At 72.1% G+C, this 19,896-nt stretch carries 19 protein-coding genes and 1 pseudogene; 9 read left to right on the plus strand and 11 right to left on the minus strand.

The window, feature by feature from the left end:
* Positions 1 to 96 precede the first annotated feature (96 nt).
* A complete protein-coding gene (locus BZB76_RS36400; RefSeq protein ID WP_121436061.1) occupies positions 97 to 1,242 on the plus strand; it encodes a helix-turn-helix transcriptional regulator in 1,146 nt (381 codons plus the stop codon).
* 702 nt (positions 1,243 to 1,944) lie between these two features.
* Here the strand turns inward: BZB76_RS36400 and BZB76_RS21075 are convergent.
* A complete protein-coding gene (locus tag BZB76_RS21075) occupies positions 1,945 to 2,142 on the minus strand; it encodes a DUF3040 domain-containing protein (protein WP_170180691.1) in 198 nt (65 codons plus the stop codon).
* A gap of 53 nt (positions 2,143 to 2,195) precedes the next feature.
* Positions 2,196 to 3,836: a glycoside hydrolase family 10-like protein gene (locus BZB76_RS36405; RefSeq protein WP_121436063.1), complete on the minus strand. Its 1,641-nt coding sequence runs from the start codon at positions 3,834 to 3,836 to the stop codon at positions 2,196 to 2,198.
* A gap of 163 nt (positions 3,837 to 3,999) precedes the next feature.
* Between BZB76_RS36405 and BZB76_RS21085 the strand changes: the two genes are divergently transcribed.
* Positions 4,000 to 5,127, plus strand: a complete 1,128-nt coding sequence (locus BZB76_RS21085; protein WP_211343101.1) for an Rv2578c family radical SAM protein — start codon at positions 4,000 to 4,002, stop codon at positions 5,125 to 5,127.
* Positions 5,128 to 5,309: 182 nt separating this feature from the next.
* On the opposite strand, the pseudogene BZB76_RS35975 reads toward BZB76_RS21085, so the two are convergent.
* The 4 genes and pseudogenes from BZB76_RS35975 to BZB76_RS21100 form a co-directional block, all read right to left on the minus strand.
* Positions 5,310 to 5,525, minus strand: a pseudogene (locus BZB76_RS35975) (VOC family protein); the annotation flags it as partial.
* Between the two features lie 105 nt (positions 5,526 to 5,630).
* Positions 5,631 to 6,617 (minus strand): S1C family serine protease, encoded by a 987-nt coding sequence (locus BZB76_RS21095; protein ID WP_121436064.1) that lies wholly within the window; start codon positions 6,615 to 6,617, stop codon positions 5,631 to 5,633.
* A 23-nt stretch (positions 6,618 to 6,640) separates the two neighbouring features.
* Positions 6,641 to 6,778, minus strand: coding sequence for a hypothetical protein (locus tag BZB76_RS34870; RefSeq protein ID WP_170180692.1), 138 nt, complete (start codon positions 6,776 to 6,778; stop codon positions 6,641 to 6,643).
* 21 nt (positions 6,779 to 6,799) lie between these two features.
* The gene (locus tag BZB76_RS21100; RefSeq protein WP_121436065.1) at positions 6,800 to 6,994 is read right to left on the minus strand and encodes a hypothetical protein; all 195 of its coding nucleotides are present in this window, start codon (positions 6,992 to 6,994) and stop codon (positions 6,800 to 6,802) included.
* A 95-nt stretch (positions 6,995 to 7,089) separates the two neighbouring features.
* Between BZB76_RS21100 and BZB76_RS21105 the strand changes: the two genes are divergently transcribed.
* The 5 genes from BZB76_RS21105 to BZB76_RS21125 all read left to right on the plus strand — a co-directional run bounded on the left by BZB76_RS21105 (position 7,090) and on the right by BZB76_RS21125 (position 11,730).
* Positions 7,090 to 7,794, plus strand: coding sequence for a spermidine synthase family protein (locus BZB76_RS21105; protein ID WP_121436066.1), 705 nt, complete (start codon positions 7,090 to 7,092; stop codon positions 7,792 to 7,794).
* A gap of 119 nt (positions 7,795 to 7,913) precedes the next feature.
* Entirely contained in the window at positions 7,914 to 8,504 is a 591-nt protein-coding gene (locus BZB76_RS21110; RefSeq protein ID WP_121436067.1) for a biotin transporter BioY, read from the plus strand.
* A gap of 194 nt (positions 8,505 to 8,698) precedes the next feature.
* Positions 8,699 to 9,934, plus strand: coding sequence for an isochorismate synthase (locus BZB76_RS21115; protein WP_121436068.1), 1,236 nt, complete (start codon positions 8,699 to 8,701; stop codon positions 9,932 to 9,934).
* A 63-nt stretch (positions 9,935 to 9,997) separates the two neighbouring features.
* On the plus strand, positions 9,998 to 10,480 hold the full coding sequence (locus BZB76_RS21120) for a cation:proton antiporter regulatory subunit (protein WP_121436069.1): 483 nt from the start codon (positions 9,998 to 10,000) through the stop codon (positions 10,478 to 10,480).
* Positions 10,481 to 10,485: 5 nt separating this feature from the next.
* The gene (locus BZB76_RS21125; RefSeq protein ID WP_121436070.1) at positions 10,486 to 11,730 is read left to right on the plus strand and encodes a cation:proton antiporter; all 1,245 of its coding nucleotides are present in this window, start codon (positions 10,486 to 10,488) and stop codon (positions 11,728 to 11,730) included.
* Positions 11,731 to 11,741: 11 nt separating this feature from the next.
* Here the strand turns inward: BZB76_RS21125 and BZB76_RS21130 are convergent, their stop codons facing one another.
* Positions 11,742 to 12,557, minus strand: a complete 816-nt coding sequence (locus BZB76_RS21130) for an Fpg/Nei family DNA glycosylase (RefSeq protein WP_121436275.1) — start codon at positions 12,555 to 12,557, stop codon at positions 11,742 to 11,744.
* Positions 12,558 to 12,600: 43 nt separating this feature from the next.
* Positions 12,601 to 13,488, minus strand: a complete 888-nt coding sequence (locus tag BZB76_RS21135) for a fatty acid desaturase family protein (protein ID WP_246007087.1) — start codon at positions 13,486 to 13,488, stop codon at positions 12,601 to 12,603.
* Positions 13,489 to 13,871: 383 nt separating this feature from the next.
* Here BZB76_RS21135 and BZB76_RS21140 point away from each other — a divergent pair, with 383 nt between their 5' ends.
* Positions 13,872 to 14,684, plus strand: a complete 813-nt coding sequence (locus tag BZB76_RS21140) for a tyrosine-protein phosphatase (protein ID WP_121436072.1) — start codon at positions 13,872 to 13,874, stop codon at positions 14,682 to 14,684.
* 113 nt (positions 14,685 to 14,797) lie between these two features.
* On the opposite strand, the gene menD is transcribed toward BZB76_RS21140, so the two are convergent.
* From menD to BZB76_RS21155, 3 genes are all read right to left on the minus strand, one after another.
* The gene (gene menD / locus BZB76_RS21145; RefSeq protein ID WP_121436073.1) at positions 14,798 to 16,465 is read right to left on the minus strand and encodes a 2-succinyl-5-enolpyruvyl-6-hydroxy-3-cyclohexene-1-carboxylic-acid synthase; all 1,668 of its coding nucleotides are present in this window, start codon (positions 16,463 to 16,465) and stop codon (positions 14,798 to 14,800) included.
* Positions 16,462 to 17,394 (minus strand): o-succinylbenzoate synthase, encoded by a 933-nt coding sequence (locus BZB76_RS21150; RefSeq protein WP_246007088.1) that lies wholly within the window; start codon positions 17,392 to 17,394, stop codon positions 16,462 to 16,464. Before BZB76_RS21150 ends, menD begins: the two co-directional genes overlap by 4 nt.
* A gap of 85 nt (positions 17,395 to 17,479) precedes the next feature.
* Positions 17,480 to 18,379 (minus strand): 1,4-dihydroxy-2-naphthoyl-CoA synthase, encoded by a 900-nt coding sequence (locus BZB76_RS21155; RefSeq protein WP_121436276.1) that lies wholly within the window; start codon positions 18,377 to 18,379, stop codon positions 17,480 to 17,482.
* A gap of 120 nt (positions 18,380 to 18,499) precedes the next feature.
* On the opposite strand from BZB76_RS21155, the gene BZB76_RS21160 reads away from it, so the two are divergent.
* Positions 18,500 to 19,669 (plus strand): AMP-binding protein, encoded by a 1,170-nt coding sequence (locus tag BZB76_RS21160; RefSeq protein WP_121436075.1) that lies wholly within the window; start codon positions 18,500 to 18,502, stop codon positions 19,667 to 19,669.
* The last annotated feature ends 227 nt before the right edge of the window (positions 19,670 to 19,896 follow it).

The following is a 19,896-nucleotide window of genomic DNA, read 5'->3' on the forward strand; positions in this document are numbered from 1 at the left end:
TCGGGCTGACCGGGAGGCCCGATTCCCCTTGCCCGTGGGGGATTTGGGCCCCCGGCGGCGCGCTGGAACGTCGGTGGGCGCGGTCACGATGGGGATGTGGATCGTGTGGACCGGCTGCTGGCGCTCGTCGCGGAGTTGCGCGCGGCGTCGCCGGAGCCGGTGGAGGCGGCGACGCTGGCGGAGCGGTCGGGGGTCAGTGAACGGACCGTCCGCCGTGACGTGGAGTTGCTGACGCACGGCGGGTTGCCGGTGCGGACGCTCAGGGGCCGCGGATACGCGTTACCGGCGGCCGCGGAGCCGGTGCCGTTGACCGAGGCGGAGTCGCTGACGGGTCCGGTGCGCGACACGCTCGCCGAGGCGGTACGGACCCGCCGGATCGTCCGGCTCGCCTACACCGATCAGGCGGGTGCGCGCAGTTTCCGGGACGTGGAGGCGCACGGCCTGGTCGCCGCGCCCTACGGGGAGTACCTGGTGGGGTGGTGCCGGATGCGGGACGGGCCGCGGATGTTCCGGCTGGACCGGATCGGCGCGGCGTTCCTGGCGGGGCGCGGCGCGGAGGTCCGCGACCTGGACGACCTGCTGGCGGCGTTGCGGGTGCCGATGCCGCGTCCGCCGGACCGGGCGGGGCCGCGCGGCCCGGCGGGTGCGGCGCGGGCGCGGGCGTGGACGTTGGATCGGGTGGAGTACGTGCGGTCCCGGCTGCGGGACGCGGTCGCGGAGGTCTCCCCCACCGGGCCGGGCGCCCGCCGGTCGGGGTGCGGGTCGGGGGCGGCGGCGCTTCGCGGGGTGCTGGGGCATCTGGCGGAGTGGACGCGGTGGCAGGCGGCGGCGGTCCGGGCCGCGGCGACGGGTGAGGAGCCGGTCCTGCCGGGCCGCCGCCCGCGGTTCCCGCCCGAGTTCGACCGGGAGATGCCCTACGACGCGCGGGAGCGGATGATCCAGGACGTGATGGCGCTGCGGTCGCTGGGCGAGGTGGCGCGTGACCTGGAGGAGGTGTTGGCGTCGGTGGCGCACTGGGCGGCCGACTGCGACGACGCGCTGTGGGAGATGGAGTTGCCCGACCCGCGCCCGTACGGTCCACCGGGCGCGCCGCGCCCGCTGGCGGATCTGCTGGCGGGTTGGCGGGGCCCGCTGGCGCACATCGAATGGCACCTTGACCGCCTGACCGACGAACCACCACCCTCCCCGTCCTTGGACGAGGAGGACGTCTGGCTGGTGGACCACTGCCCTCTGCAGCCCTGACCGACTCTCGCAGCGATCGGGTATCGCGGGCCCGACCCGGTCTCGCGGCAGGTCGGGGTCTCCCAGACCTGACGAGGGTCGCGCGGGCCGGGTCTCCGTCCCGTGTCGGGGAGGACGTGTCGTGCGGGTCAAGGCTCGCGGTAGGTGGGGTTCTGTGGGTTGGTGGGGGCGGGTCGCGTCTCGTGGGGTGCGGGTTGGGGTTCGTGGCGCGTGGAAGCGGCGGGGGTGCGGCGGGTTCGATGCCACCGACGATGCCGCGGACGTCCATGAGGGCGTGGTCGTGTTGGGTTCTGGGAGGGGAGGCATCGTCGGGTTCCCATCGGCAGGGCCGCCCTCTGTGCCCTGCTTCTCGTTGCTCTCGACTTCTCGTCCGCTCATGACGGCGCTCGAGGTTGTCGGGGTGGCGGTGGACGGGGCACCCGGGCCGAGCCGTTACAGTGGTTACGTCGGTGTGGGATGTGTCCCCCGGGCTCTACCTGACGCCTTCGGGGAATACCGCCGGTCCCTTGTGGTCCGGGCTGGAGCTTCGTTGTGCCTTTCGCCGTGAGGCGACCACCACACCGGCGCTTACGCCGTTGCCCCGGCGAGGAGTTCCTCGCCGGGGCAACGGCGTTTCGGCGTCAGGGTGTTCGCGCGGGTGGGTGTCCGGGCGGGGTGGGGTCGCGCGCCCGGGTGCGGGGTGGGGCGGGTGTTACGGCGGCGTCACAGTGCGGCCGCCGCGATGGCGGCGCCGATCGCGGCGAGGACGATGATGACGGCGGCCGTGGCGAGGACGATGGTGCGTGCGCGGCGGCGGGGGGTGCCCAGTCGTGCGAGGCGATGGGCCAGCCGCGGGTCGTCCTCGCTCAGGCGGACCTCGATCTGTGTGAGGATCCGCTGCTCCTCCATCGACAGCGCCATGCTCATACCTCCGGGGGTCAGGTGTCTGAATTCCTCCCCCCGGAGCATGATCATTATCCCTGGGGGGCGGTGACGGTTGTGCCTCGTCCGGGCCCGCTCTGGTGGTGGAGGCGGTTCAGGGCGGTGACGTAGTAGGTGTAGGTGCGGCCGGGTCGGGCGGTGGGGTCGTCGAGGCGGGTGCCGCGGACGTGGCCGATGAGGTGGGCGGGGGCGACGGGCGCGCAGGCGGGGCGTTCGCCGTCCACCCGGTAGACGGCGTAGGACGCGGCGTCGGCGGAGGGCCGCCAGGTGACCTGGACGCCCGTGCCGCCGTCCCGGCCGGGCGCGGCGGTGGTGTTCTGCACGGCGGGTGGGGGCGGGGTGTCGTCGCGGGGGCGTTTCGGGCGGTCGGCGGCGGGGGGGATGGCGGGGCGGGCGTAGTGGTCGGCGCGGAGCCGGGCGGCGAACCCGCGGCGGTTGGCGGCGATGTCGGAGGCGCTGAAGAACACGTCGCCGCGGACCTCGGGGTGCTCGGCGTTGAGGGTGAGGTGCCGGGACAGTTCGGCGGGGTTCTTCCAGGCGGTGTCGGTGCCGACGCGGTAGGCGCCCTGCCCGATGGTCAGTTGGACGCCGGTGCCCTCGACCTGGTCGGCCCACCAGCGGACCAGTTCGGCGTAGTCGGCGCGGGGGTCGCCGATCGGCCAGTACAGCTGGGGGGTGACGTAGTCGATCCACCCGTTCTTGATCCAGGTGCGGGTGTCGGCGTAGACGTCGTCGTAGCTCTGCAGGGCGCGGGTGGCCGATCCGGCGGGGTCGGTGCTCTTGTTGCGCCAGACGCCGAAGGGGCTGATGCCGAACCGCACCCAGGGTTTGGCGTCGTGGATCTTCTCCGAGAGGGTCCGGACGAGGGTGTTGACGTTCTCGCGGCGCCAGTCGGCCTTGTCCGTGCCGCGGCCGTGGGCCTTGTAGGTGGCCTGGTCGGGGAACTGGGCGCCGCCCTCGGGGTAGGGGTAGAAGTAGTCGTCGAAGTGGACGGCGTCGATGTCGTACTTGGTGACGACGTCCATGACGACGCGGGTGGCCAGGTCCCGGACCTGCGGCAGGCCGGGGTCGTACCACAGGCCCTTGCCGTACTTGCGGACCCAGTCGGGGTGTTGGCGGGCGGGGCTCTTGGGCGACAGTTTCTTCAGGTCGTCCTGGCGGGAGATGCGGTAGGGGTTGAACCAGGCGTGGAACTCCAGGTTCCGGGCCCGCGCCTCTCTGATCATGAAGGCGAGGACGTCGTAGCCGGGGTCCTTGCCCTGGGTGCCGGTGATCCACTGTGACCACGGCTCGTACGGGGAGGGGTAGAAGGCATCGGAGTTGGGGCGGATCTGGACGAACACCGCGTTCATCCGCATGTCGACGGCGGTGTCGAGGAGCCGGGTGAACTGCTTCTTCTGTTCGGCGGCGGTGTCGTCGGTGTCCTTGGGCCAGTCGATGCCGGCGACGGTGGCGATCCACATGCCGCGCAGTTGGCGCCCGTCGGCGTCGTCGGGCGGGTCGACGCGCGGGCATTCTGCGGCGGCGCCGGTGGGGACGGGCGCGCGTCCGCCGTCGCCGCGTCCGCCGCTCTCGCCGCCGAGCGCGGGGATGCCGCAGCCGGCCGCCGCGCCCGCCGCCACCGCCGCCAGCAGGGCCGCCACCACCGTTCGGATCCTGGTTCGCGATGCCATAGCGGCCCATTGTTACTCACGCGCCGCGATGCCGCGTACGGAACGCCGATGCCCGTGTGATCCCCGACCGTCCCGTTTCGCCTGATACGCGAATTGCGATCATCGAACACACGTTCCATACTGGCCGGACGTAGCGTCGCTCGTGTGTTCGAAAGGGGTGGGGGTGCGCTGGGATCACCTGCGGTTGGACGGCGACCCGGACGGCAGGCCGGGCGCCGAGCCGCCGCTGATCGAGCGGCGGGCGGTGGCCCGCACGTTCGACACCCCGGGTTTTCGCGGCATGACCTTCTACGAGGTGCGCGCGAAGACGATCGTCAACCGGGTCCCGGCGGCGTCCCGGATGCCGTTCCGTTGGACGATCAACCCCTACCGGGGCTGCTCCCACGCGTGCGTCTACTGTTTCGCCCGCCGCTCCCACGAGTATCTGGACCTGGACGCGGGCGCCGACTTCGACTCGCGGATCGTGGTGAAGGTGAACGCGGCCGAGCGGCTGCGGGCGGAGCTGGCGTCGCCGCGGTGGCGGGGCGAGCACATCGCGATGGGCACCAACGTCGACTGCTACCAGCGCGCCGAGGGCCGCTACCGGTTGATGCCGGGGATCCTGGCGGCGCTGCGGGACGCCGCCAACCCGTTCTCGATTCTCACCAAGGGGTCGCTGGTCCTGCGTGATCTGCCGCTGCTGCGGGAGGCGGCCGAGCGCACGGCGGTGAGCGCCGCGGTGTCGGTGGGGTCGCTGGACCCGGACCTGTGGCGGCTGGCCGAACCGGGCACCCCGCCGCCACGCCGCCGCCTGGAGGTGTGCGCGGCGTTGAACGAGGCGGGCGTCGACTGCGGTGTCCTGATGGGCCCGGTCATCCCCTACCTGTCGGACTCGCCCGCGCGGTTGGACGCCGCCGTCCGGGCGGTCGCCGAGGCGGGCGCCACGTCGGTGTCGGCGATCACGCTGCATCTGCGTCCCGGTGCCCGCGAATGGTTCCTGGCGTGGCTGCGCGAGCACCATCCGCGCCTGGTCGTGCCCTACGCGCGCCTGTACGGGACCGGCGCCTACGCGCCGCGCGCGTACCAGGAGCACATCACCCGGCAGGTTCGGGACCTGGCGTCCCGGTACGGCATCGCCGGCCGCGCCGACCGGGCGGGCCACCGGCCCTCTCCCCCGCCGCCCGCCCGCCCCCGGCAACTGTCCCTGCTGCCGCGGCCGGACGGACCGGACGACGACGGTGGCCCCTCGGGCGACATCTTGGGCGACACCTTGGGCGACGTCGTGGGGGGTGTCGGTGGGGCGTCGTCGTGACCTCGATGCCAGGGCTTGGGGGCTCGGGTGGCGCCGAGCGTGCCCCGCCGCGGCCGGCGCGCCCGCCGCAGGCACTGGCGCGCCCTGCGCGTACTGCGGCGTGCGCCGGGCCGGGGTGTGTGCTCGGCGGATCGGGCGAGGGCATGGTCAGACGTCGTCGAGGTCCGACCAGAAGCCCGGGTCGTCCTCGTCCGCGGTGAGAGCCGAAGCGTGGTCTGCGCGCCCGGCGGCGCCACCTCGGTCCAGGTGAAGCCGGGCCCTTCCCGGTGTTCCCGGATTTCGAATCCGAGTTTCTCGGTGTAGAAGCGCAGCGCCTTGTCCTGGTCGCGAACGTAGACCCCGATCTGGGAAATCTTCGAGATCATCGGATCCCTCCGGATACGCGGGCTCGAATGCATGGCATGGCAGCAACACCGATGCCTGCCGTCCAGAAAATGCGTTTTAAACGTTCGAATGTAAATGTTTTCCTGTTCGGCTCATAAGGGCCCGGGCCGGTAAGGGGGTCAGGCGTGTTCGGAGTCGAGTTCGACCGGGGCGGCGATGACGTCGACCATCGCGCCGTTGCGGAGGACGGTGATGGGCAGGGGGCGTCCGATGGCCTCGGCGAACATCAGTCGTTGCAGCGACTGGGCGGTGGAGACCGGCGCGCCGGCCGCGGTGAGGACCAGGTCGCCGCGGCGCAGCCCGGCCCGGTCGGCGGGGCTGCGCGGGACGACCTCGACGACGCGCAGCGCCTCGCCCTGCCCGATCCGCGGACGCAGCGCCGGCGGGACGGGCACCGGCGCGGCCACCAGCCCGAGGAACGCGCGCCGGACCCGGCCGTCGCGGATCAGCGCGCCGATGATGCGACGGGTCGTCGCGTTGATCGGCACGGCCAGGCCGAGGCCGATCCCGGCGACGGCGGTGTTGACGCCGACGACGCGGCCCCGGGAGTCGGCGAGCGCGCCGCCGGAGTTGCCGGGGTTGAGGGCCGCGTCGGTCTGGATGACGTCCTCGATGACCCGCGCGACGGTACCGGTGCGGGTCGGCTGCGACGTCGGCAGCGACCGGCCCAGCGCCGACACCACCCCGGCGGTCACCGAACCCGACAGGCCCAGCGGGTTCCCGACGGCGACGACGAGCTGCCCGACCACGAGCGTGTCGCTGTCGCCGAGGGTGACCGGGGCGGGGACGGGTCCGTCGGCGCGGACCACCGCCAGGTCCGACAGGGGGTCGGTGCCGACGACGGTGAACGGGGCGGTCGCGCCGTCGGCGAACGCGGCCTGCCCGGCGGACGCGGCGCCGACGACATGGGCGTTGGTGAGCAGGAACCCGTCACCGGTGAACACCACCGCGGACCCGGCGCCCTCACCGCGCCGGTGCCGCACCCGCAGCGCCGCCACCCGCGGCGTCAGCTCGCGGGCCACCGCGGACACCACCCGGGAGTAGGCGTCCAGCGGCGCGCCGTCAGAAGGGTCGGGGACGGGATCGGGGCCAGGGGCGGAGACCATCACACCTCCCGATGATTACACCGTTACACGGTAACGTCCGCGGGACCGGAGGTGTTCCCACCCGGCCGATCACCCGGCCGGTCGCCGCCGTCGACCATCAGCAGCGCGGCGTCGTCCCCGACCCCGATCCACCCGTCCCCGATCCACCCGTCACCTGCCACCGGCGCCGGAACCGCCGCGGGTCACGCCACCCCTCCCCCCCAGGAAAGGCCCGCACAGCAGCGGTTCGGTCCGCAGCCGCTCCACGAACCGCCCACTTCGCGGCCGACCGTGCCATCGACGTGGGGCTCGGCATCCATCTCGGCGAGGTCGACGAAGGCCGTCTCACCGGACATGCGCCCGTCCTGCGGCAGATCGTCCTCGGCGACCGGCCGCAAACGCACATGATCGTCTACGGGCCTCACCGTAGGACGGGCCCGCCCCGCCCGTCACCGTTCGGCCGCCCGCCCCCGCGAGGCCGTAGGGTGCGGGCATGGAAGCCGCAATTCACGGCCCCACGGGGACGACCGGCGGGCCGGTCGTGGTCGAACGCGCGGCCGGCGTCGGCGGCGAACTGGTGCTGCGCCGCGCCGGCGACCACTACGAGATCATCAGCAACGGCGTGTTCCTCATGGACACCCGCAACGGCGAGTCCGAACGGCTCCTGGTCCTCGCCGCGCTCGACGGGCGCCCCGGGGACGGGGCACGGGTGCTGATCGGCGGTCTCGGCGTCGGGTTCACCATCGCCGCGGCCCTCACCCTCCCGGACGTCGCCCACGTCACCGTCGTCGAACGCGAACCCGCCGTGATCGCCTGGCACCGCACGGCCCTGCGGCCCTGGTCGAAGGGCGCGCTCGACGACCCCCGCGTCACCGTCGAGAACGCCGACCTCCTCGACGTCCTCACCCGGCCCGACACCGCCCGCTACGACGCGCTGTGCCTGGACATCGACAACGGGCCCGACTGGACCGTCACCCCCGGCAACGCCCGCCTCTACGGCACCACCGGACTCGACCTGCTCACCGGCCGCCTCACCCCCGGCGGCACCCTCGCGGTGTGGAGCGCCAACGCCGCACCGGCCTTCGAGACGCTGCTGCGCCGCCGGTTCACCCACGTCGACGTCCGACCGGTACCGGTCCCACGGGGCGAACCCGACGTCATCTACCTCGCCCGACACCCCGCACCGGACGCCGGATAGCCCCCGTCGAGGAACGGACACGGCGCGACCGTCCCCTTCGCTTCCCGGTACCCACCTGATCGTCCCCGGTCCACCCGTTCGCTAGGTTTCGGCCTGACACACCACATTCGGGAGGATCTGTGGCCACTGCCCACGCAGCCCGACGGCGCCCCGCCGTCCTGGGCGACCTGCTGCCCGGCGCCCTCGCCCGCGACACCGCGCTCATCGCCGCCGCGGCCACGCTCACCGGCATCGCCGCGCAGATCACCGTCCCCCTGCCCGGCACCCCCGTACCGGTCACCGGCCAGACCTTCGCGGTGCTGCTCACCGGCGCCGCCCTCGGCTTCGGACGCGCCGCCCTCGCCATGCTCCTGTACCTGCTGGCCGGCATGGCGGGCATGCCCTGGTTCACCGAGGGCGGATCCGGCACCGGCGTCCCCACCCTCGGATACGTCATCGGGTTCGTCGTCGCCGCCGCCGTCGTCGGACGCCTCGCGCAACACGGCGGTGACCGCACACCCGTCCGCACGGCCGCCACCATGCTCACCGGAACCGCGATCATCTACGCGGTCGGCGTCCCGTACCTGATGGCGTCCCTGGACGTGACCCTCACCCGGGCCCTCGACCTCGGCCTCACCCCGTTCCTGGTCGGCGACGCGCTGAAGGTGCTGCTCGCCGCGGGCCTGCTCCCCGCCGCGTGGAGGCTCACCGGAGCCGCGCGCGACCGCTGACCCCGACCGGGACGGACGCCACCGGAGGAACCCCGGATGCCCGTCCGTCCGCGCATAAGCCGCGGGCGGACGGGCATCCCACCCACGGCCCCACCCACGACCCCGCCCGCAGGCCGCCGGCTGTGGCGCACACCTCATCTCCCGCACCGCCCACCACCAGTTGAACAGGTTCAAATCTCGCGTAGAGTGGGCCCGTGAAGCTCGCCGCGACCGCACAGGACCACCTCACCGTCCACACCGTCCCGGTCCCCGACCCAGGCGACCTCATCGCCCGGCTCCCCCACCCCACCGCACTCGCCTGGATCCGCCACGGCGACGGCATCGTCGGCTGGGGCGAAGCCGCCCGCATCACCCTCCCCGCCACCCCCGACCGCTTCACCGCCGCCACCACCGCCCTCCGCCACCTGTTCGACACCGCCGACGTCCACGACCCCCTTACCCTCCCCGGCACCGGACCCGTCGCCTTCGGCTCCTTCGGCTTCGACCCCACCACCGGCGACTCCGTCCTCATCGTCCCCCGCCGCGTCCTCGGCCGCCGCGACGGCACCGCCTGGCTCACCACCATCGGCGACACCGCCCGAACCCCCACCCCCGCCACCCCACTCCACACCCCCACCCGCCTCCACTGGACCGACGGCGCCCTCCCCGAACACGCCTGGAAACACGCCGTCACCACCGCCGTCGACCGCATCCGCCACGGCCACCTCGGCAAAGTCGTCCTCGCCCGCGACCTCACCGCCCACGCCGACACCCCCATCGACACCCGCGTCCTCCTCCACCGCCTCGCCCGCCGCTACCCCGCCTGCTACACCTTCTCCTGCGACGGCCTCGTCGGCGCCACCCCCGAACTCCTCATCCGCCGCACCGGCGACCACATCGAATCCCTCGTCCTCGCCGGCACCACCGCCCGCGGCACCACCACCACCGACGACCACACCCGCGCCGCCCGCCTGTTCACCTCCACCAAAGACCGCGAAGAACACCGCTACGCCGCCGACATGGTCCGCGACGCCCTCACCCCCCTCTGCCACCACCTCACCATCCCCGACGAACCCACCCTCCTCACCCTCCCCAACCTCACCCACCTCGCCTCCCCCGTCCACGGCCGCCTCACCGCCGACCACACCGTCCTCGACGTCGTCGCCGCCCTCCACCCCACCCCCGCCGTCTGCGGCACCCCCACCACCACCGCCCTCGACCTCATCCGCGAACTCGAAGGCATGGACCGCGGCCGCTACGCCGGACCCACCGGCTGGATCGACGCCCGCGGCGACGGCGAATGGGGCATCGCCCTACGCTGCGCCCACATCAACGGCACCCGCGCCCGCCTCTTCGCCGGCTGCGGCATCGTCGCCGACTCCGACCCCACCGCCGAACTCGCCGAGGCCACCACCAAATTCCGCGTCATGCAGGACGCCCTGCACAGCTGACCACACCCACCAGGTAACGTTTCCTCGGCCCCACACCAGCACCACCGAAGGAACCAGACCACCGTGGACGTCGAACGCACCGCCCTGCCCGGCATCGGTTTCCAACACATCATGACCACCGGACGAGGCCGCCGCCTCGGCGTCATCTCCCACCGCACCGGCCGCCGCGACCTCGCCATCTACGACAAGGTCGACCCCGACACCTGCCTCGCCACCGTCGCCCTCACCGCCGACGAAGCCGACACCATCGCCGAACTCCTCGGCACCGGCCGCGTCATCGAACACCTCGCCGAACTCCACCGCCAGGTCGAAGGCCTCGTCACCGAACAAATCCCCATCACCCCCGGCTCCCCCTACGACGGACGCCCCCTCGGCGACACCCGCTCCCGCACCCGCACCGGCGCCTCCATCGTCGCCGCCGTCCGCAACGGCACCGTCCACGCCAGCCCACGCCCCGACTTCATCTTCACCGCCGGAGACATCATCGTCGTCGTCGGCACAGGCGAAGGCACCGCCGCCGTCGCGCACATCCTCACCCACGGCTGACCCGCATGAGCTCCGCCGTCCAGCTCATCGAACTCGGCGCCATCATCCTCGCCCTCGGCCTCCTCGGCGCCGTGTCCGTCCGCTTCTCCATCTCCCCCATCCCCCTCTACCTCATCGCCGGACTCGCCTTCGGCTCCGGCGGCATCCTCCCCCTCACCACCAGCGAAGACTTCGTCTCCATCGGCGCCGAAGTCGGCGTCATCCTCCTCCTGTTCACCCTCGGCCTCGAATACACCGCCGACGAACTCGTCGGCAACCTCCGCACCTCCGCACCCGTCGGCCTCGCCGACATCGCCCTCAACGCCGCCCCCGGCGCCATCGTCGCCCTCCTACTCGGCTGGGGACCCGTCGCCGCCGTCGCCATGGCCGGCGTCACCTACGTCACCTCCTCCGGCATCACCGCCAAAGTCATCGGCGACCTCGGCTGGCTCGGCAACCGCGAAACCCCCGCCGTCCTGTCCGTCCTGGTCTTCGAAGACCTCGCCATGGCCGCCTACCTGCCCATCCTCACCGCCCTCCTCGCCGGAGCCGGACTCATCGGCGGCGCCACCTCCCTCGCCGTCGCCGCCGCCACCATCGTCGTCATCCTCTTCGTCGCCCTCCGCCACGGCACCCTCGTCGAACGCTTCGTCACCTCACCCAGCGAAGAAGTCCTCCTCCTCAAAGTCCTCGGACTCACCCTCCTCGTCGCCGGCATCGCCCAACAACTCCAGGTCTCCGCCGCCGTCGGCGCCTTCCTCGTCGGCATCGCCCTGTCCGGCCCCCTCGCCCACGCCGCCCAGAAACTCCTCACCCCCCTCCGCGACCTGTTCGCCGCCGTCTTCTTCGTCTTCTTCGGCCTCCACACCAACCCCGCCGACCTCCCCCCCGTCCTCGGCATCGCCGCGGCCCTCGCCGTCACCGGCATCCTCACCAAGACCGCCACCGGCTGGCTCGCCGCACGCCGCGCCAAAATCGGCCCCACCGGACGCCTCCGCGCCGGAGCCGCCCTCGTCCCCCGCGGCGAATTCAACATCGTCATCGCCGGACTCGCCGTCAACGCCGGCACCAATACCCGCCTCGGCCCCCTCGCCGCGGCCTACGTCCTCATCCTCGCCGTCGCCGGACCCCTCATCGCCCGCGGCGCCGAACCCCTCGCCGGCCGCCTCCGCCAACGCCGCACACCCCAACGCACCCCACAGACCGACGACGACGTCCCGGTCCCCACAGCGCCCGCCACACCCACCGCACCCAGCGTCGAATCCACCTGACCCCCCACCCCCTAGCGGGACGGAACCTGGCAGCCCGGACACCAGAACAGGTTCCGTCCCGCCAACTCCACCGTCGCCACCACCGCGCCGCACACCAGGCACGGCAACCCCGCACGCCGGTACACGTACACCTCACCGCCGTGCTCGTCCACCCGCGGCGGACGCCCCATCGCCTCCGGAGTGTGCTCCGGACGCACCGTGTCGATCCGCCCCACACGCACCCCCTCCGCCATCAACTCCACCAGATCACCCCACACCCCCAGCCACTGCTCCCGCGTCAACAGGCGTCCCGGCAACCGCGGATCGATGCCCTGCCGGAACAGCACCTCGGCCCGGTAGATGTTCCCCGGCCCCGCAACCACCGCCTGATCCATCAACAACACCGCGATCGGCGACCGCGCACGCCCGATCCGCCGCCACGCCACCTCCGGATCCGCGTCCGCCCGCAACGGATCGGGCCCCAACCGGTCACGCAGCACCTTCACCTCACCCGGATCCAACACCTCACACGTGTTCGGCCCCCGCAGATCCGCCCACCCCGCATCCCCCACCAGCCGCAACCGCACCGCTCCCACCGGAACGGGCACCTCACCTACCCCGAACACATACCTGCCATAAAGCCCCAAATGAACATGCAACACCCGGTCATCTCCGAACCCGAGCAACAAATGCTTCCCATGAGCATCCGCATCCACCAACACCCGACCGTCCAACAACCCCGCACCACCCACGAAACGCCCCTGCGGACTCGACGCCGCAACACGACGACCGCCGAACATCCGCTGATGCTCGGCGGCCAGACGATGAATCGCATGTCCCTCAGGCATGGCCCCGGAGCATAACCCCACCCGGCCACCCCACCCCAACCGACTACCGCAACGGCTCCCCCACCTCACGCATGTACCCCAACGCCAACCGATACGACCCCACCAAACCCGACTCCACATACGCCACCCCCACCTCCGCACAATGCGCCCGCACCAACGGCCGCACCCGCCGCAAATTACACCGCGGCATCCCCGGAAACAAATGATGCTCGATCTGATAGTTCAACCCACCCATCAACCAATCCGTCACCACACCACCACGCACATTCCGCGACGTCAGAACCTGCCGCCGCAAATGATCCCACCGCACCCCCGGCTCCGGCATCGCCATCCCCTTGTGATTCGGCGCGAAAACCGCCCCCAAATGCACACCGAACACCGCATGCTGCACCGCGACCAAAGCCAACGCCTGCCCCACCGGCAACAACGCCAACGCCAACGCGAAATACCCCACCACATGAACCAACAACAACCCGCCCTCCACGAACCGGTCACGACGCGACCTACCACGCAAGAACAGCAGACTGCCCACCTTCAGATTGACCCCCTCCAACGCCAACAGCGGAAAGAACAACTTCGCCTGGTGCCGCACCACCCACCGCAGCACACCCCGCTGCCGCCCCGCCTGCTCCTGCGTCCACGCCAGCACACCCTCACCCACATCAGGGTCCTTGCCCACATGATTCGGATTGGCATGGTGCCGATTGTGCTTGTCACTCCACCAACCGTGCCCCATCCCCAACAGCAGATTCCCCAGCACCAAACCCAACCACCGGTTCACCCGAGCGCTCCGAGCGATCTGCCGATGCCCCGCGTCATGCCCCAGAAACGCCGTACGCACCGCGACCACCGCCAACGGAACACCCAGCAGAACCGTCCACCAACCGTCCCCCGCCCACGCGACCGCCGCCCACAACGCGGCCGTCGCCACCAGATTCACCCCGATCGCCCACGCGTAGTACCCGCGACGCCGCTCCAGCAGACCACTGGCACGCACCCGCCGCGCCAACGGAGCGAAATCACTACCCCCCGACCGGGCGGAACCCCCAGACCCCGAAGCGGACGGAACGGGCGGAGCGGGCAGGGTCACGGCCATGAAGCCTCCAACGGAACAAGCACGGGAATCGGACAACTCCCCGAGAGACTACGGAGCGTGAACCCCCGCGAGTAACCCGCCACAGAGCCATCCCTCACCTGGCTCCCAGGTCCCGGCACCGCACCACCCGCCTCAACCCCCGGAACCACACCCCCCGCGATCACCACCCCGACCCTGCGCCACCGCCGGGACATGACGGCCATATAAAGTCAAACGCCATGGACGACGGCACTCGCTGGATCGCGCTTGACGGCGCGGCGAACGCCCGCGACCTGGGCGGACTCCCCACACTCGACGGCCGCACCACACGCCGCGGCCGCATCCTGCGCGCGGACAACCTGCAGGACCTCACGCTCACCGACGTGCGGCTCCTCATCGACGACTACGACGTCAAGAACATCATCGACCTGCGCAGCAACGCCGAGGTCCACCTCGAAGGCCCCGGACCCCTCACACGCATACCGTCCGTCACCGTCCACCAGCTCTCGCTGTTCCCCGAACGCGGACGCCACACCGACGCCACCGCCGACACCGCCGACGTGGACAAGGCCATCCCCTGGCAGGACCGTTCCAACACCGATTCGGAGCGCGCCGGCTCGGAACAGGACCGCTCACTCGGCATCTACCTCGGGTACCTCAACGACCGCGGCGACTCCATCGTGGCCGCCCTCCGCGTCATGACCCGTACCGACGGCGCCTCCCTCGTCCACTGCGCCGCGGGCAAGGACCGCACCGGCGTCGTCTGTGCCCTGGCCCTGGACGTCGCCGGAGTCACCCGCGAGGCGATCGTCGCCGACTACGCCCAGACCGGCGAACGACTCGACGCCGTCCTGCGACGCCTGCGCGCCAGCGACACCTACGCCGCCGACCTGAACTCCCGGCCGACCGACACCCACCTCCCCCACGCGGCCGTCATGGACAAGTTCCTCACCCGCGTCGACGAGGAGTTCGGTGGCACGATCGGTTGGCTCACCCTCCACGGCTGGAGCCCCGACGACACCGACGCCCTCCACACCCGGCTTCTCGGGTAGGCCGTTGGGGTTGGTTTTTGGTGTTGTGTTGTTGGCTAAGCATCTCACCGGGTGCCTTTACGTAGTAAGGTCAGACTTGAGTTCTCTGGCGGGCGACGCTCATGTGAAGACGGTCAGGTGAGCGTGGCGCGGACGGCGGCGTGCGCGGCCTTGCGCATCTCCGCGTGCAGCGCCGCGTTCGCATGCCGGTCGGTGCGGGCCTCCACGATCCGCAGCCCCTCCCCCACCATCGCCTTCGGCAACGACGCCGGCGCGTCCAACAGCCGGTACGGGACGCCGTGCGCGGCCGCCACCGCCTCCAGATCCACCTGGTGCGGCGTCCCGAAGACCCGCTCGAACGGCCCCGCCAACGCCGCCTGCGGCAGCAGCGAGAAGATCCCCCCGCCCTGGTTGTTCACCACCACGATCGCCAGATCGGGACGCCGGTCCCGCGGACCCACGATCAGCCCGTTCTGGTCGTGCAGGAACGCCAGATCACCCAACAGCGCGAACGAACGCCCACTGTGCGCCAACGCCGCGCCGATCGCCGTCGACACCAGCCCGTCGATCCCGCTCGCACCACGGTTCGCCATGATCCGGATACCGCGGCGCGGCCGCATCACCTGGTCCAGATCACGGATCGGCATGCTCGCGGCCGTGAACAGCAACGACCCGCCCGGCAACGCCGCCACCAGATCACGCGCCAGCCGCGGCTCGCTCACCCCCGGCACCGCGTCCAGCACCTCGTCCACCGCCGCCGCGGCCGCCAGATCCGCGGCCCGCCACGACTTCAACCACGCGTCGTCGCCCGACACCACCGGGATCTCCACCTCCGGCGCGACCTGCGTCGCCGACCGGACCGGGTCCGGCCAGTGCGCCAGATCAGGCGCCAGCACGATGTGCTCCTCCGCCCGGCGCAGCAACGACAGCAGCGGACGCGACAACCCCGGCTTGCCCAGCGTCACCACCACCTCCGGACGGTGCCGCTCCACGAACTCCGGAACCCCCAACAGGAAATGGTGCGACGACAACGCGTGATCGCCGTACCGGGCGTTGCCGTTCGGCTCCGCCAGCACGGGCCAGCCCGCCATCGACGCCGCCGCCACGTACCGCTTGACGTTGGACGCCCCGTCCCCCACCACCAGCACGCCCCGACGCGTCGGCGGAACATGCAGCACCGACCCCGGAGTCGCCGCCCGCACCTTCGTCCACGCCCCGGTGACATCACCGTCCAGCGGCTCGCACCACGACTCGTCGCCGTCCGGGATCAGCGGCTCACGGAACGCCGCGTTCAGATGCACCGGACCCGGGACCGGCGCCTGCGCCAGACCCCACGCGCGGCTCACCAACGACCGCCAGTACGCCACCATCCCCGGACGGTTCTCCGGAACACCGACCTCCGTGGACCACCGCGCCGCCGTCCCGTACAGCTTCACCTGGTCGATCGTCTGGTTCGCGCCCGTGTCCCGCAGCTCCGGCGGACGATCCGCCGTGATCACGATCAGCGGCACCCCCGACTCGTGCGCCTCGATCACCGCCGGATGGAAGTTCGCCGCCGCCGTCCCCGACGTGCACACCAACGCCACCGGACGCCCCGACCGCTTCGCCATCCCGAGCCCGAGGAACGACGCCGACCGCTCGTCGATCCGCACGTGCAGCCGCAGCCGCCCCGCCTCCTCGGCCGCGTGCAACGCCAGCGCCAACGCCGCCGACCGCGACCCCGGCGCCAGCACCGCGTCCGTCATGCCGCAGCGGAGCAGCTCGTCCACCAGGACCGTCGCCAGCGCCGTCGCCGGGTTCACGGACCGGCCTCGATCACCGGGGGTCCCCCCAGATGCTCCTGCGCGGCCAGCAGCCGCTCCCGCCAACCGGAGTCGTCGGGCGCCTCCCAACGGCGCAACGCCTCCTCGTCCACCACGGGCCGCCGCACCGGGATCTCCCCCGACACCGGCACCAACGGATCATGGACCACATCGCCGTCCAACAACGACAGCGTGCCCAGCCCGCACGCGTACCGCAGCTCCGGCAGCGCCGCCGCGAGCGCCACACCCGCCGCCAACCCCACCGACGTCTCCACCGCGCTGGACACCACCACCGGCAGCCCGCACGCCTCCGCCACCCGCAGCGCCGCCGCGACCCCGCCGAGCGGCTGCACCTTCAGCACCGCCACGTCCGCGGCCTCGACGGCCCGCACCCGCAGCGGATCCTCGGCACGGCGAATCGACTCGTCCGCCGCGATCGGCACGTCCACGCGCCGCCGCACCACCGCCAGCTCCTCAAGCGTCGCGCACGGCTGCTCGGCGTACTCCAGCTCCCACCGGTCCAGCGACCGGATCATCCGGGCCGCGTGGTCGACGTCCCACGCCCCGTTCGCGTCGACGCGGACCCGCCCGTCCGGGCCGATCGCGTCCCGGACGGCCTCCACCCGCGCCAGGTCGTCGGCGTCGCTCTGCCCCCGCTCGGCCACCTTCACCTTCGCGGTGCGGCAACCGGACTCCTTCGTCATCGCGAACGCCCGATCCGGCCCGACCGCGGGGATCGTCACGTTCACCGGCACCCGGTCCCGGACCGGCGCCGGCCACCCGTCGAACGCGGCCTCCCGCGCCGCCGCGAGCCACCGCGCGCACTCGGCCGGACCGTACTCGGCGAACGGCGAGAACTCCCCCCACCCGGCGGGCCCCTCGATCAGCACGCCCTCCCGCCGCGTCACACCGCGGAACCGCGTCCGCATCGGGATGGAGTACACCCGCACCCGCCAGACCCCCTGACCTGCCCGCCTAATCACCGTTTACCGGATCACACTGTGAGTTCGACCATTAGTAGTACCACGGGAAACGCGACCAATCGGGGTCGCGCTTCTCCAGGAACGAGTCCCGCCCCTCGGCGGCCTCGTCGGTGCCGTAGGCCAGCCGCGTCGCCTCACCCGCGAACACCTGCTGCCCGACCAGACCGTCGTCGACCAGGTTGAACGCGAACTTCAGCATCCGCTGCGCCGTCGGGCTCTTCCCGTTGATCTTCCGCGCCCACTCCAGCGCCGTCGCCTCCAGCTCCGCGTGCGGCACGACCGCGTTGACCATGCCCATCCGGTGCGCGGCCTCCGCGTCGTAGGTCTCACCGAGGAAGAAGATCTCGCGGGCGAACTTCTGCCCGACCTGCCGCGCCAGATACGCCGAACCGAACCCGCCGTCGAAACTCGCCACGTCCGCGTCGGTCTGCTTAAACCGCGCGTGCTCACGGCTGGCGAGCGTCAGATCGCACACCACGTGCAGGCTGTGCCCACCGCCCGCCGCCCAACCCGGCACCACGCACACCACCGGCTTGCCCATGAACCGGATCAACCGCTGCACCTCCAGGATGTGCAGCCGCCCCGCCCGCGCCGGATCGATGGTGTCGGACGTCTCACCGTCGGCGTACCGGTAGCCGTCCCGGCCCCGGATCCGCTGGTCGCCGCCGGAACAGAACGCCCACCCGCCGTCCCGCGGGGACGGCCCATTCCCCGTCAGCAGCACACACCCGACGTCACTCGACATCCGCGCGTGGTCCAGGGCCCGGTACAGCTCGTCCACCGTGTGCGGACGGAACGCGTTGCGCACCTCAGGCCGGTCGAACGCCACCCGGACCGTCCCGTGATCCACCGCCCGGTGGTAGGTGATGTCGGTGAAACCGAACCCCTCGACCTCTTTCCACGCGTCCGCGTCGAACAGCTCCGAGACCATCTCGTCCACGTCTCCCTCTCCGTCGGGGGCCGCGCCCGGCCGGGGACCGCGGCGCTCCACCCCATTCAACCGCCCCCATGTTTGAACGCGTTCAGCGGGGTCGTCTACCCTGGACGGATCATGGACCGCCCGCTGCACGCCGCTCTGCTCCCGCCAGGCCCCGACCTGTTCCGGGCCCTGGCGGACGCCCTCGACGGCGGCCCGGCGCTCTGCCCCCTCTCCCCCGACCAACCCGAACCCGCGCTGCACGCTCTCCTGGACGCCCTCGCCCCCGACGCGATCCGCACGGCGGACGGCCTCACCCCGTACCGCCCGCGCGGCGGGCACTCCCCCGTCCACGCCGACACCGCCGTGTTGATCGCCACGTCCGGCTCCACCGGCGCCCCCAAATTCGTCGAGCTGTCCGCCGCCGCGCTGCGGCACTCCGCCACCGGCACCCTCACCCGCATCGGCGCCGCGCCCGGCGACCGGTGGCTGTGCTGCGTGCCGACCAGCCACATCTCCGGGATCCAGGTCCTCGTCCGTGCCCTCGTCGCCGCCACCGACCCGATCATCATGCCCCGGTTCGACCCGGCCGCCGTCACGGCCGCCGCCGCGGACGGCCCGCACGTGTCACTCGTCCCGACGCAGCTGCGCCGCCTCCTGGACGCCGGGGCGGACCTGTCGCAATTCGGCGCGATCATCCTCGGCGGCGCCGCCGCCGCACCCGCCCTGCTGGCCGAGGCCCGCGACCGCGGCGGCCGCGTCTTCACCACCTACGGCATGAGCGAGACGTGCGGCGGCTGCGTCTACGACGGGACACCGCTGCCCGGCACCCGCGTCGCGCTCGGCGACGACGGCCGGATCCGCCTCGCCGGCCCGTCCCTGTTCACCGGATACCGGCTGCGTCCCGAGGAGACCGCCGCGGCCCGGGACGGCGACTGGTTCCTGACCCAGGACCTCGGCGTCCTGGAGAACGGCCGGCTCCGCGTCCGCGGCCGGCTCGACGACGTGATCAACACCGGCGGGGAAAAGGTCGTCGCGGGCGAGGTCGCCGCCGCCCTGTCCCACCATCCGAAGGTCCGCGATGTCGTCGTGATCGGACGCCCCGACCCCGAATGGGGCGAACGCGTCACCGCCGTCGTCGTCCCCGGCACGTCCGGCGTACCGGAGCTGCCGGAGCTGCGCGCCCTCGTCCGCGAGACGATGCCCGCGTACGCGGCGCCGCACGAACTCGAACTCGTGGACGCCATTCCGCTGCTCGCCTCCGGGAAGCCGGACCGCAGGCGTTTGCGTTGTATGTCGTACTGATCGCGTGTGGAGTTCGCACCACGTCCGCGGCCTTTACGCAGTAAGGTTCTGCTGGGACGGGCGCGGTGTGAAACCGCCCACTTCGGGCACCACGACCTTCTGGATCGCTCCTCCACGGTCCGCGGCGGAACGCCGATCAGAGGCCGGCGGGAACAAGGACCCCGCCGTGCGACGTTCCGTTAAGTGCGTGCGCCACGAGCGAACACAATCCGCGCCGCACTTCACAC

Origin of the sequence: Actinomadura pelletieri DSM 43383 (assembly GCF_003634705.1) — a bacterium.
GTDB lineage: Bacteria > Actinomycetota > Actinomycetes > Streptosporangiales > Streptosporangiaceae > Spirillospora > Spirillospora pelletieri.

Coding starts and splice junctions, on each gene's coding strand:
- BZB76_RS21125 (WP_121436070.1), top strand. CDS start 10,486: ATGAGCTCCGCCGTCCAGCTCATCGAACTCGGCGCCATCATCCTCGCC.
- BZB76_RS21140 (WP_121436072.1), top strand. CDS start 13,872: ATGGACGACGGCACTCGCTGGATCGCGCTTGACGGCGCGGCGAACGCC.
- BZB76_RS21105 (WP_121436066.1), top strand. CDS start 7,090: ATGGAAGCCGCAATTCACGGCCCCACGGGGACGACCGGCGGGCCGGTC.
- BZB76_RS21150 (WP_246007088.1), bottom strand. CDS start 17,394: ATGCGGACGCGGTTCCGCGGTGTGACGCGGCGGGAGGGCGTGCTGATC.
- BZB76_RS21130 (WP_121436275.1), bottom strand. CDS start 12,557: ATGCCTGAGGGACATGCGATTCATCGTCTGGCCGCCGAGCATCAGCGG.
- BZB76_RS21075 (WP_170180691.1), bottom strand. CDS start 2,142: ATGGCGCTGTCGATGGAGGAGCAGCGGATCCTCACACAGATCGAGGTC.
- BZB76_RS36405 (WP_121436063.1), bottom strand. CDS start 3,836: ATGGCATCGCGAACCAGGATCCGAACGGTGGTGGCGGCCCTGCTGGCG.
- BZB76_RS21155 (WP_121436276.1), bottom strand. CDS start 18,379: ATGGTCTCGGAGCTGTTCGACGCGGACGCGTGGAAAGAGGTCGAGGGG.
- BZB76_RS21160 (WP_121436075.1), top strand. CDS start 18,500: ATGGACCGCCCGCTGCACGCCGCTCTGCTCCCGCCAGGCCCCGACCTG.
- BZB76_RS21095 (WP_121436064.1), bottom strand. CDS start 6,617: ATGGTCTCCGCCCCTGGCCCCGATCCCGTCCCCGACCCTTCTGACGGC.